At 40.8% G+C, this 14,225-nt stretch carries 7 protein-coding genes; all 7 read left to right on the forward strand.

What is annotated here, in order from left to right; translation table 11 throughout:
• The first annotated feature begins 191 nt into the window (after positions 1-191).
• The 7 genes from nifJ (at position 192) to LKD41_RS10870 (ending at position 14,214) form a co-directional block, all read left to right on the forward strand.
• Positions 192-3,737, forward strand: coding sequence for a pyruvate:ferredoxin (flavodoxin) oxidoreductase (gene nifJ, locus LKD41_RS10840; RefSeq protein WP_118056889.1), 3,546 nt, complete (start codon positions 192-194; stop codon positions 3,735-3,737).
• A gap of 394 nt (positions 3,738-4,131) precedes the next feature.
• Entirely contained in the window at positions 4,132-4,806 is a 675-nt protein-coding gene (gene lepB / locus LKD41_RS10845) for a signal peptidase I (RefSeq protein WP_227701174.1), read from the forward strand.
• A 14-nt stretch (positions 4,807-4,820) separates the two neighbouring features.
• The gene (locus LKD41_RS10850; protein WP_227701175.1) at positions 4,821-9,839 is read left to right on the forward strand and encodes an LPXTG cell wall anchor domain-containing protein; all 5,019 of its coding nucleotides are present in this window, start codon (positions 4,821-4,823) and stop codon (positions 9,837-9,839) included.
• 67 nt (positions 9,840-9,906) lie between these two features.
• Entirely contained in the window at positions 9,907-11,373 is a 1,467-nt protein-coding gene (locus LKD41_RS10855) for an isopeptide-forming domain-containing fimbrial protein (RefSeq protein WP_022242437.1), read from the forward strand.
• A 121-nt stretch (positions 11,374-11,494) separates the two neighbouring features.
• Positions 11,495-12,343: a class C sortase gene (locus tag LKD41_RS10860; protein WP_118087283.1), complete on the forward strand. Its 849-nt coding sequence runs from the start codon at positions 11,495-11,497 to the stop codon at positions 12,341-12,343.
• Positions 12,344-12,346: 3 nt separating this feature from the next.
• Entirely contained in the window at positions 12,347-13,243 is an 897-nt protein-coding gene (locus tag LKD41_RS10865) for a class C sortase (protein WP_227701176.1), read from the forward strand.
• On the forward strand, positions 13,240-14,214 hold the full coding sequence (locus LKD41_RS10870) for a DUF5979 domain-containing protein (RefSeq protein ID WP_118087285.1): 975 nt from the start codon (positions 13,240-13,242) through the stop codon (positions 14,212-14,214). The genes LKD41_RS10865 and LKD41_RS10870 overlap by 4 nt, the downstream gene beginning before the upstream one ends.
• The last annotated feature ends 11 nt before the right edge of the window (positions 14,215-14,225 follow it).

Consider the following 14,225-nt stretch of genomic DNA (forward strand, 5'->3'; position numbering starts at 1 on the left):
CATGCTTATGCACCAATTCGTATCATACTAGAAAAACAGTGGAAAAGCAACTAAAACTTCTTATAGAAGAAATTCATGATTGTTCTTCATTTCGTACAGTCCATAATCTTGATAATCGACAAATAAAATGCTAAAATGTGATTTAGGTCGATAAGACATAAGTTTTTTATTTAAATAAGGAGGAATAAATAATGTCCAGAGCAAAACAATCAATGGACGGTAATACAGCAGCAGCTCATGTAGCTTATGCATACACAGACGTTGCAGCTATTTATCCTATTACCCCGTCCAGTCCAATGGCTGACTCCGTAGACCAGTGGTCCGCAGCAGGTCAGGAGAATATCTTTGGAAATCAGGTTAAAGTCGTAGAAATGGAATCAGAGGCAGGAGCAGCAGGTGCCGTACATGGTTCTCTTGCAGCAGGTGCTTTAACCACTACATTTACTGCATCCCAGGGTCTTTTATTAATGATCCCTAATATGTACAAAATCGCTGGAGAGCAGCTTCCATGTGTATTTGATGTGTCAGCACGTACCGTTGCAACCCAGTCCTTAAATATTTTCGGTGATCACAGTGACGTATATGCTTGTCGTCAGACAGGTTTTGCTATGTTATGTGAGACAAACCCACAGGAAGTTATGGACTTAAGCCCAGTTGCTCATCTTGCAACAATTGAAGGAAAAGTTCCATTCATCAACTTCTTCGATGGATTCCGTACATCTCATGAGATTCAGAAAATCGAGAAATGGGATTACGCAGATTTGAAAGAAATGTGCAACATGGACGCTGTAAAAGCATTCCGTGAGCATGCATTAAACCCAGAGCATCCAGCTATGCGTGGTTCTCATGAAAATGGAGACGTTTTCTTCCAGCATCGTGAAGCTTGTAATACAGCTTACAATGAGTTACCGGCTATCGTTGAGAAATACATGGGCAAAATCAATGAAAAACTTGGTACAGATTATGACTTATTCAACTACTATGGAGCAGCAGATGCAGACCGTGTTATCGTAGCAATGGGATCTATCTGTGACGTAGCAGAAGAAGTAATCGACTACTTAACAGCAGCAGGAGAGAAAGTCGGATTAATCAAAGTTCGTCTGTATCGTCCTTGGGTATCTGCTTCCTTATTAAAAGTTCTTCCAAAGACTGCAAAGAAAGTTGCTGTTCTTGACAGAACAAAAGAGCCAGGAGCATTAGGAGACCCATTATACTTAGACGTAGCTACAACATTACGTGAAGCAGGATTAAACGACGTTGTATTATGCGGCGGCCGTTACGGATTAGGATCTAAGGATACTCCTCCTTCATCTGTATTCGCTATCTACAAAGAACTGGAAAAAGATGCTCCAAAGAGCAGATTTACAGTAGGTATCGTAGATGACGTTACAAACTTAAGCTTACCAGAGGTTAAGCCAGCACCTATCACATCTGCAGAAGGAACTGTAGAGTGTAAGTTCTGGGGTCTTGGTGGAGACGGTACTGTAGGTGCTAACAAGAACTCTACTAAGATTATCGGTGACCACACAGATAAATACATCCAGGCATACTTCCAGTATGACTCTAAGAAGACCGGTGGTGTAACAATTTCCCACTTAAGATTCGGTGACAAGCCAATCAAGAGCCCATATTACATCAACCAGGCTGACTTCGTAGCATGCCACAACCCATCTTATGTAACCAAAGGATTCAAGATGGCCCAGGATGTTAAACCAGGCGGAGTATTCATGATTAACTGCCAGTGGTCAGACGAAGAGTTAGCTCATCATCTGAATGCTGAAGCAAAGAAATACATTGCTGATAACAACATTCAGTTATATACAATCAATGCAATTGACAAAGCAATTGAAATTGGTATGGGTAAACGTACCAACACAATTTTACAGTCTGCATTCTTCAAACTTGCAAACGTTATGCCTATCGACGATGCAGTAGAATTCATGAAAGCAGCAGCTAAGAAATCCTACGGTAAGAAGGGTGACGCTGTCGTAGAAATGAACTACAAAGCTATCGACGCTGGTGTAGACGCAGTACATAAGGTTGAAGTTCCAGCATCCTGGTCTAACCCAGAAGCAGATCCAACTCCGAAGGAATTAACCGGACGTCCTGAGACTGTTAAGATGGTAAGAGACTTAATGGAGCCAATCTCCAAGATGGACGGAGACAGCCTTCCGGTATCTGCATTTGCAAAGAATCCGGATGGACAGTTCGAACATGGTGCAGCAGCATATGAGAAACGTGGTACAGCCGTAACCGTTCCTACATGGGATGCTGAGAAATGTATTCAGTGTAACCAGTGTGCATTCGTATGTTCACATGCAACCATTCGTCCATTCATGTTAGACGAAGCAGAAGTAAAAGCTGCTCCAGAGCAGACAAAACTTGCTGATACAAAGCCAAAGGCTGGCGAGTACAAATATACAATGAGCGTATCCCCATTAGACTGTATGGGATGTGGCGAATGTATTACGGTATGTCCAGTAGGCGCAATCGAAATGGTTCCTCAGGAATCACAGGCAGATCAGCAGCCAGTATTCGATTACTTAGTAGCAAACGTTGGAAAGAAACCTGGTATGCCGGCAGACAATACCGTTAAAGGTTCCCAGTTCAATCAGCCATTGCTTGAGTTCTCAGGCTCTTGTGCAGGTTGTGCAGAGACATCTTACGCTCGTTTGATTACTCAGTTATTTGGTGAGCATATGTATATTTCCAATGCAACAGGATGTTCTTCTATCTGGGGCGGTCCTGCAGCAACATCACCATATACAGTAAACAAAGATTCCAAGAAAGGTCCGGCTTGGGCAAACTCCTTATTCGAGGATAACGCTGAGCATGGTTTTGGTATGGAAATCGGACAGAAAGTTCTTCGTGAGCAGGCAATTGCAAGCGCTAAGAAATGTGCTGAGTCTGATAAAGCAAGCGCAGAATTAAAGGCTGCATTTGACAAGTTCGAAGAGACTAAGAATGATACAAAAGCTAATACACCTGCAACAGAAGCATTAGTTGCTGAGTTAGAGAAAGCTGCAGCAGCAGGATGCCCGGATGCTAAGGATGCATTAGATAAGAAGAATTACCTTGCTAAGAAGTCTGTATGGATCTTCGGTGGTGATGGATGGGCTTACGATATCGGCTTCGGCGGATTAGACCATGTACTTGCTTCCGGTGAGAACGTAAACGTAATGGTATTCGATACAGAGATGTACTCTAATACAGGTGGACAGGCTTCTAAAGCTTCTAACATCGGTGAGGTTTGTCAGTTCGCTGCTTCTGGTAAAGAAGTTGGAAAGAAGAGCCTTGCAGAAATCGCTATGAGCTACGGCTATGTATATGTAGCACAGATCGCTCTTGGTGCAAATATGGCAAATGCTGTTAAGGTAATTGCTGAAGCAGAAGCATACAACGGACCTTCACTTATCATCGGATATGCTCCATGTGAGTTACACGGTGTTAAGGGTGGAATGAACCACTGCCAGGATGAGATGAAGAAAGCAGTAGCAGCAGGTTACTGGAACTTATTCTCATACAACCCGGCATTGAAAGCAGAAGGAAAGAACCCATTCACATTGACTTCTAAGCCAGGTGATGGATCTTACCAGGATTTCTTAAATAACGAGACACGTTACAGCAGATTAACACGTTCCTTCCCAGACAGAGCAGAAAAACTGTTCAAAGCATCTGAGGAAGCTGCAAAGGCTCGTTATGAACATCTGTTAAGATTAGTTGAGCTTTATAAATAAGATTAGCTGATTGGGCAGAAGAATCTGACGATTAGGTAAAATAAAAGAGATGTAATTTACAGAAGTGTAAGTTACGTCTCTTTTTTTACTTTATAAGAACGATATCAAATTAAAAATCCTGAAAACGACACAATTTTTGAGAGATTTTGTGGTACTTTTGGTTCATTTTTGATAGAAAGTATTGACTCAATGAAAAAAAGAAAATATAATCTTCAAGACGAAAATTAGTCTGATTATTTCGTTTGAAAAAATCAAATCTATATGCCAGAATATGACATAATTCTATACAAAAAATATATATACTTACATTCAACACAAAAGAAAAATCACATGAATGAAAAGACAGGGGAAGGTCATAATAAGGGCAGCAAAAGAATAACAGGGGGTGCAGTTTGTGGCAGATAAGGATTTCCGCAAGCTGAAACGCTGGGAGTTGATTGAAATTATAGAGGGACTCCAGAAGGATTTGCAGGAAACTACAGAAGAAAATGACGGGAATAAGGACAAGAAAATAGAATTAGATGTGGCACTTCAAAGTATACGGGCGGAACAGGCTCACAGAGAGAAGAAGCAGCATCTTTTCAGTGCACTCGGAATACTGCTTGTGGTGGCAGCAATTTCAGTATTGATTGCAACAAGATTAGTACCGGTATTGCAGGTTTCGGGCAAGAGCATGGAACCGGCATTAGAGAATGGTGAACTGGTAGTAATAAAGAAAACCACAAAAATCAAACAGGGAGATATCATCGGCTTTTACTATCAGAGTAAGATTCTTGTAAAAAGGGTCATAGGAACTGCAGGTGATTACATAGATATAGACGAAGACGGCAATGTATATGTAAATGGTGAAAAATTAGATGAACCATATGCAATAAAGAAAGATTTAGGGGAATGTGATATTGATTTTCCTTATCAGGTGCCGGAAGGCAAATATTTTGTGATGGGAGACCATCGTTCAGTATCGGTTGACAGCCGGAGTTCAGCCATTGGGTGTGTGGCAGAAGATCAGATAATTGGAAAGGTGGCTTTTCGATTCTGGCCATTGAGTAAAATGGGATTCCTTAAATAGGGAGAGATAGGGATATGCAGGAAAATGTAAGAAAACATGTAAAGAAAGCAGAAGAAAAGAGAAAAATCCGCAGAAGAACAAAAATTTTACTGGGGATATGTTGCGTTCTTGTGGCGGTGGGTGTAGTCTGGGGACTGATTCTTCCGGGACTTGCAGCAACAGGAAATAAGGAAACAGAGCAGACGTCAGCCGGAGGCACGATTAGTGAGCGTATTAACTTGAGCGTTTCACAGAAGAGTCCGGATGATGGGAAAAATGGACAGATTCTGTATGCAACCGTTAGTGCAACCAACTCAAATCCGACAGATACAGAGCTGGTACCGGTTCGTATCCGGATTAGTGATTTGCCGGAAGGAGTTACATTGACCGGTTTTGAAGAAAGTGATGTTATGCAGGTTACCTATAAAGCGGTCAGTGAAACAACAGAAGAAACACTGGAAGTAAAACTGGTAGAAGAGGATGATGAGACTTACATAGAGTTTGAACCACCTGCAGGTTCAACCGTTTCCTTCGATTTGCAGTTTAATTCCTTAAATGGAATTATGGAAAAGGATTCCAAGGTAACATTGACACCGGAGATTCCGGATCAGAAAGACAATGATGTGATTTCTGAACCGGCAGAATTAATCTGGCATGGAACGAATCTCTGGCAGGATTTGAAAAAAACTGTCAGCAAGGAAATTATTCCGGTGAATGGAAAGATCAATAAGCTGGAAGGAACATTAGATTATAGAATCACTGCAAACAGTATGAATCCATGTGGCGTTGGTGATACGGGAGCAATCTGGACAGACCATGTAGAGTTGAGCGATGTATTGACATTACCGGATGGAATCAGCTTTCCGGAAGGAACCAAGGTCAGTGAAGATGGTGTTTCCGTTGTGGATAGCAATGGAAATGTGATTTTCCAGTTTACTGATCTTCAGGGAGGAACCGTTACAAGCCTGACATTGGATGGAAAAACCGTTACATATAAGATTAGTGTGCCGAACCAGTATATGACAGATGGTGTGCCAACAAGAGAACAGGAGCATCTGAATGTAAGCGCAAGTCTGGATGTATCAAAATTAGTATTAACAGATAATTACATTACAGTAGCCGCAGAAAAAGTAAAAGAGGATGTAATTACAAATCATGTTGATTTTGAATCTGTTCCTTATAAAGAATATGATCACACAAAATTATCCGCAGATGTAAAGTCAAGACCGGAAATAAAAGAGGACTTTAAAATTGTTAAGACGGCAGATAAGAAAGAAGTAATTGCCGGTGATACCATTAATTATACGATTACGGTAGAAAATACTGGAAACAATCCGATTAAAGGAGAAGCTTCAGATGGAAGCGTTTATAAGGTGACAGATAAACTGCCGGAGCATCTGGTGCTGACTGCGGAGCAGATACAGGCAATCCGGAATCAGGGCGCGGAATATGACGAAGAAACCCGCACAATAAGCTGGGCACCGGGTACATTGAAAGCCGGTGAGAAAGCAGAATTTACATTTGCGGTTAATGTGAAGAGCCAGGAGGAACTGGCAAAATATCCAAACAATACCTCCATTCACAACAAAGCGTCCTATAAAGGCAAAGATTCAACCATTACCGTTATTTATAAGAAACCGGAGCTTACCATTGACAAGAGCAGTGATAAGAAAAATGTAAAAAATGGCGATTTGGTTACTTATACTGTAACTATCGAAAATAAAGAAGACTATCAAACCATTGAACAGATTTTAGAGGATACGCTGCCAAAGGGACTGGTGTTCCAATATATCATAGATAAGAATGGAAATCAGGTAACCGAAAGTGCAACGGACTTCGTGGCAGAGTCATCCAATGCAGTAGGCGGCAGCCGCTATGTAGGACTTCAGGTGGATGGCAAGAAGCTGACATTTTCTTTGGGCAGACTGAATGCCAAAGAGAAAGTAACGATTAAATATGTATGTAAGGTAGACCTGAATGAATTGCCGGAAGCAGCGGATTATGACCTTGTAAATCATATCACCAGCAACTCATCCGGCGAAAGCACCGGAGAAACCATTGAAGTGGAAAATCCAATTACCGTAGATAAGAAGGTTAATGGCGGGGAAGGTGGAGAAACCTTTAAAGCAGAGGAATTATTTAAATACAGCATAACGATTACAAATGCTGATGGAGATGCCGCATATAAGAAAGGCGGACTGTCATTGACAGATGATATGCCATATCATGTCTTTCCTTCGGATGAATACAAGATTTATAAGGCAAAGCAGGCAGGAACGTTAAATTCCAGATATCCAAAGAATGATGAGGAACTGGTAGAGGCTGGTATCAGCTGGAAAGAGTATGTAGAAAATACATCTGACTGGGGAACTTATTATACAAAGATAAATGGTGAATATGTGCAGATAAAGAGATACTGGATTGGCAAGAGCAATGGAATAAATATCAGTGCACATAAAGGAATCCGTTTAATCTGGAAGATTGGCACCATGTCACCGGGTGAAGTGATTGAAAAAGAATTCAATGCTTACATTTATATGGATGATAAAGAGAATGAACAGACGGGAACCTTTACTTATACCAATAGTGCAACCGTAAACGGAATGAAGGATACAGTAACGGTAAAAGGGGAGCCGGAAGGAAAAAAGAAACTGGATCAGGCAGTGGATGTGCAGAAGAGTGTGTGGGCAATTCTGGATCAGTTCCATCAGTGGAAGACCAGCCAGTTAAAAGATAAGTCCATATTCTCTAAGAGTGTAAATGAAGGAAATTATCTCGGAAATTATGTGATTTACAATATTACAGTAACAAATACAGGAGAAGATCCGGTTCATATTGATACATTGGAAGATCATATGGCGGATGGTCTGGAATATGTTGGAATACGTCCGAGCCTGGGATATACGCTTCCGGTTCAGATTGAAAAGAGTTATAGTGAACCAATTAAGTCAAACGACTGGAACATGGCGCAGGTAACCAATATCGATGGCAGAAGTCTGGTAAGGGATGTTACCATTGCAATGACCAATGATGATAAGGAAAATCATATGGTTACCTTTACGATTGGAGCCGAGGGCAAAGGTTATGATTTGCCGGCAGGAAAGAATCTTTCATTCTTTGTGATGTGCAAGGTAAGTAAAGACGTGGAATTAGATGTTCCAATTACCAATACCGTGGATTTATTGGTAGATAAGGATGTGGAATATCGTGAGAATCCGAATGACATTACAATGAGAGGAACCAGGGATGATTCCAGACAGAATAACGGCACATCGGAAGATAAAGGAATTGTAGGAGAAAAGCGTGTTATTTCGTCATCTGTAATGATAACACCAAAGGATGTAATTGTTCCGGGAATTACCAAGAAAGCAGTGTCCTATATACCATCTGGTAAAAATGTGGAAGATGCTGTTGAATTGGAAGAGAAGGACAATATACAGCCGAATGTAACGACAAAGTGGCTGTTGGAGTTACGCAACGATGGAACCATTCCAATTTGCGATTATACAATGAAAGATTCTGTTCAGTCTCCGTTCCATATATTGTCGAAAGAAGAGGCAACTAATAAAACCCTTCACCTGGGACTTGACAAAAATGCTTTTGTACTGACCATTTATGATGAGGATGATAATGTACTTCATAAGTATGATTTGTCTGAAGAAGTATGGAAGCTGATACCGGATAATGCGACCCACGAGTTTTCACTGTATCTGGAGGGAAAAGAATATCAGATTCCTGCAGGTGGAAAAGCGGAGTTTACGGTATATACCAGAAATACAGTATATGAGAACAAGATTTATGAAAATACTGCATATCTCCTGCCGGATGATCCGTTTGATGATAACAGTGTAAAAACGGGAGAACTGGTGACGGATGACAGTGGAAAATATATTGGAGTAAAAGCTTCTGATTGCGTTTATGCATTGGGTGATTATGGTTCATTCTCATGGAAAACGGTAGAGGAAACCGGTAATTCAGATAACCGGGGAAGCGGCTATCTTGGACTGGAAGGAAAGAATTACATTTATCTGGATGAAGATGGAAAAGATGTGATTTACACCAACAATATTGAAAATGTCAGCAATAACTCCTTTACACAGATGGTTATTGTAGACAGTATGCCACATATAAATGATACCGGAGTACTGAACCAGAAAGAAAAACGAGGAAGTGAATTCTCTGTTGCATATGCCGAAGGACTGGAACTCTGGGTAACTGAGGAGAGCGGCACAAAACGGCAGCTGGAAGAAGGCGTGGATTATTTTGTGGAATTTTCAAATCTGGTAAGCTTTACTGAAGCTGATATGTCGGGTACTTCAACAGAACAGTGGCATTCCTTCTGGCAGTCAGATGATGTGTCCTTCCGTATAAAGATGGCAGATACCTTTGCATTAAAGAAGGGCTGTATTCTTACCGTGAAATATAATGGAGTAGTAGGAGAGAATGCAAACCCGGGTGAGACTGCATGGAACAGCTTCGCATACCAGTATACGGCAGAAGTAAACGGAAATGAAAAAACACTGCGGGCAGAGCCTCCGAAGGTCGGAGTAAAGATTTATAAGAAACCGGTAATTGAGAAAGACGTTCTGGATGCATATGGAAATGAACTTCCATATGATCAGATGAAAACCTTTACTTTTGTATTATATAAAGGTGACTCAACGGATGAAGCTGATTATATTACAGAATTTGCCGTATGCCAGGGTGGATCGGTTGCATTGAAGACCATTACAGACCAGAATGGTAATAAAGCGTTGGAAGATGGTCAGGTCTACACGGTGAAAGAAAAACTGGTAAATGGTTATGAGTTAGTTGGAATAGGTCAGAAGGGTACAGAATTAAGCAAAGAAAATAAATATACCTTTACCTATTATGATAATCTTGATAGTATTTCGATTCAGGTTAAGAATCAGGAATACGGTTATGAACTTCCGGCAACGGGAGGAACAGGTACTACTGTTTATACTATAGGTGGTGCAGCAATTATGCTTATGTCATCCCTGTTGTATGGATACCGGATGAGACGGAAAAGAGAAAGGGGTGCAGGCATATAAAGCCCCCTTTTGAGGAAATCCGTTTCAGGTATCAAATATATTAAAAGGTCAAAGAAGGAGAAAGAAGATGAAAAAATTGAAAAAACTTTTTGCAGCAATGGTTGCAATGGTTATGGCATTCGCAATGGGTGTTACTGTTTATGCAGCAGACATTACAATTACAAATGGCGCAGCAGGTTCTGAATATGCGGCATACAGATTACTGAATGCTACAGATGGTGGTGAAGGAAAATTTGCATACACATTAAATGATAAGTATGCAGCAGCATTGAAAGAAGTAACAGGAAAAACAGAAGATAAGGATGTAATTAATTACATTTCAGGATTAGATGCAGATGGTATTCGTGCATTTGCAGATGCAGTATTTGCAAAAATCAAGACATTAGAGCCGGAAGCAAAAACATCCGATGATAAATTTAGCGGTGTTGATCAGGGTTATTACCTGATTGCAGAAACAAAAACAGGTGATGAAGGTGATACCTATTCCCTTGTTATGTTAGACACAGCTGGAAATGACAGCGTAACTGTAACAACAAAGGAAGACAGACCGGAACTTGAAAAGAAAGTAAAAGAGAAAAATGACTCTACCGGTGCAGAGAGTGACTGGCAGGATGCAGCAGATTATGATATCGGAGATAACGTACCATTCCAGTTAACCGGTACGGTAGATGCAAAATATGATAAATATGGAAGTTATTATTATGCATTCCATGATACCATGTCTGACGGACTTACTTTCAATGCAGATTCTGTAACTGTAACAGTGGACGGAACAGCAGTAACAACCGGCTATGAAGTAGTTACAGAAGATTTAGATGATGGCTGCACTTTTGAAGTTCGTTTTGCAGATTTAAAGAATATCAAAGCAGTAAAAGCTGGAAGTAAAGTAGTTGTAAATTACACCGCAAAACTGAATGAAAATGCAGTAATCGGTGAAGGTGGAAACACCAACGTATCCAAACTGGAATACAGCAACAATCCTTATGGGGATGGCACAGGTGTAACTCCAGAAGATAAAGTTATTGTATTTACATATAATTTAATTGCAAATAAGGTAGACGGTAACAATGCTCCTCTTGAGGGTGCAGGATTTACCCTTTACAAATTAGACAGCACTACAGGTGATTATGTTGCAGTTGGAAATGAGATTACAGGAGTAACAACCTTCTATTTCAAAGGTGTAGATGCAGGCCGGTATAAATTGGTTGAGACAACTGTTCCGGCAGGATATAATAAAGCAGATGATCTTGTATTTTCAGTAGAAGCAACCTATGATACAACATCAGATAATCCGGAATTAAAGACATTAGTAGTAAAAGATGCTTCTGGAAAGGTTGTTTCAGAAGGAACAGAAGCAATCTTTACAGCAACTTTAAGAACAGGTGCTGTATCCACGGATGTACAGAACTTAAGTGGAACTGAACTTCCTGCAACCGGTGGTATCGGTACTAAGATTTTCTATACCGTAGGTGCAATTATCATGATTGTAGCAGCTGTATTGTTAATCACAAGAAAACGTACTGCAAAAAACTAGAGTTTTAAGATGAACGGCGGTAATTCACCGGGAATTCCCGGTGAACCGCCGATTTATACACGAACGAGACTGGAAGAAAATTCCCGCTCGCTGGGACTTTGACAGCATTAGGGAGAAATCTATGAAGAGGACATTAAAGAAATTATTTAAGAAAGATAAACTGAATGTAATGTTAGTGTTTGTTTTTATCATAGGTCTCTCCGTGATGCTGTATCCGCCAATTAGTTCTTACTGGAATTCAAAAGTCCAGTCAAGAGCCGTTGCGTCTTATAGTAATGCCGTAAAATCACTGACAGAAGAAGAAAAAGACACAATGTTAAAAAAAGCTGATACCTACAATGAAAAATTAAAGGATGTGAACCGGCCATTTCTGAATTATGCAGAGGCAGGCGATTATAACAGCATTCTTGATATTTCTGGCACCGGCATCATGGGTTATGTTACAATTGAAAAGTTAGGTGTGGAACTCCCGATTTATCATGGAACTTCGGAAGGAGTATTACAGGTTGCAGCAGGCCATTTAGAGGGCAGTAGTTTGCCGGTTGGAGGAGAAGGCACACATAGTGTTCTTTCTGCACACAGAGGACTTCCGTCTGCAAGACTTTTTACAAATCTGGATAAAATGGAAGCAGGAGATACCTTTACCGTTACCGTATTGGATCGCAAACTGACTTATCAGGTGGATCAGATTAAAATTGTAGAACCACAGGAAATTAATGATCTTACAATTGAAGAGGGAAAAGATTATTGTACATTAATGACCTGCACTCCATATGGAATCAATTCTCATCGGCTGCTGGTAAGGGGTGAGCGGATTTCACAGGAGGAAAGCGGTAACTTTGTGACGGCAGATGGATATCTTGTCAATACTTCTGCAGTTGCAATTGTAGTTGCGATTATATTACTGTTCTGGATTTTACTGGGACTTTTGATTTGGCAGCGGTTTAGCTGGAAGAGGAAAAAGGAGTAGGGAATGAAACAGAAATGGAAGCAGAAATTACCTGGAATTCTGCTTGGACTGGTTTTCCTGGTCGGACTGGGAATCTTTGCATATCCGACTGTGGCAGATCAATGGAATAAATACCATCAGAGCAGGGCAATTGCCAGTTATGAAGAAACTGTTGCAGATATGGATGAAGTAGACTATCAGAAGCTCTGGGAGATGGCAGAGGAATATAATTCCCAGATAGGTAATAATACCTTCGATGGGGATGCATTTTCACAGGAAGAACAGAATATGAGAGAAAGTAAATACTGGTCCGTATTAAATCCGGGAGATAATGGGATTATGGGATATATTTCCATCCCGAAAATAGAACAGAGACTTCCGATTTATCATGGAACTTCGGAGGCAGTATTACAGATTGGCGCAGGTCATATGTCCGGAACCAGTCTTCCGGTTGGTGGTAAGGGAAAACATAGTGTACTGGCAGCACACCGCGGACTGCCAAGTGCGAAACTTTTTACCGATATTGACCAGCTTGTAGAAGGTGATAAATTCTATGTGCATGTACTGGATAAGGTGCTTGCATATGAAGTGGATCAGATTCTGCCGATGGTAGAAAAGGATGATACGGATACTTTGACAGAGGCAATGAAGAATGTCGAAGGGGAAGATTATGTAACACTTTTCACCTGCACCCCATATGGTGTAAACAGCCATAGACTGCTGGTGCGTGGTCACAGTGTCCCGTATAATGGAGAGGATGATGAGAAGGCAATAGCCAATGAATCTATGCTTCAGACGGTGAAAGATTATTATATGTTATATGCAATACTGGCAGTTGCAGCAGCAATTCTGATTACAGTTTTGATAAAGATTATTCGAGATAGAAAAGTTTCAAGAGGTTCTAAGGAGGGTGGAAAATGAAAAAGTTAAAAATAAAGAAAGGGTATATTGCGGGATTACTGACGTTGTTTTTGGCAGCAGCAGGATTACATGTGGCATCTGCATATGCCACCAATGTAATAGATCCGGCAGAACCTTGTACTTTGACTTTATCTGTGCCGAAGGGCGAAGAATATACGGAAGAACTGAATGGGATGGAACTGCATGCTAAAATATATCAGGTAGCGACTGTGGATGCAGCAGGAGAGTACAGCGAAACATCAGAATTTAAATCCCTCTCTTTAAAAGATGCGGTAAATGGAGATGTTACATGGGAAGAGATGACAGCGAAGGCAGCGGAGCTCGCTTCGGATAAAACCCCGGATACAGAATGCACGATTACGGATGGAACAGGAGAGAAAGAACTGAATTCTGGGATATATCTTGTTGTGGTTGAAACTGCATCAACCGGTTTTTATGAGTATAATTTTAATCCAGGTCTGATTGCGTTGCCGGATAATCAGGCATTTCATTCTGCAGGCGCAGAAAACAAATGGATTTACGAGGTTACAGCAAATCTAAAACCGGAACGTTCTCCACGGTATGGAAGTCTTCTTATACAGAAAAATCTTGATAACTATAATGAGACAATGAAAGAGGTAACTTTTGTATTTTCGATAGAAGCAGTAGATGAAAATGGTAATACGGTATACAGTAATGTAGTATCGACCACACATTCATCGGCAGGAACGAAAGCGGCAATTGCAGATCATATTCCGGCAGGTGCAAAAGTTACTGTGACAGAGGTATATAGTGGGGCTGGTTATAGACTGGTAAGTGAGCCACAGCAGACAGCAGAAATCAGTGCGGATGAAATCGTAACAGTGGAGTTTGATAATACATATGACCACGGATTGAATCCGGGCTACGGAGTGACCAATCATTTCGATTATGATGAAGATGAGGGATGGCAGTGGACACAATTACCGGATAATAGTGTAAAGAAAGACTAAAGGAGGCTGGA

Source organism: Roseburia sp. CLA-AA-H209 (assembly GCF_020687575.1).
GTDB lineage: Bacteria > Bacillota > Clostridia > Lachnospirales > Lachnospiraceae > Roseburia_C > Roseburia_C amylophila.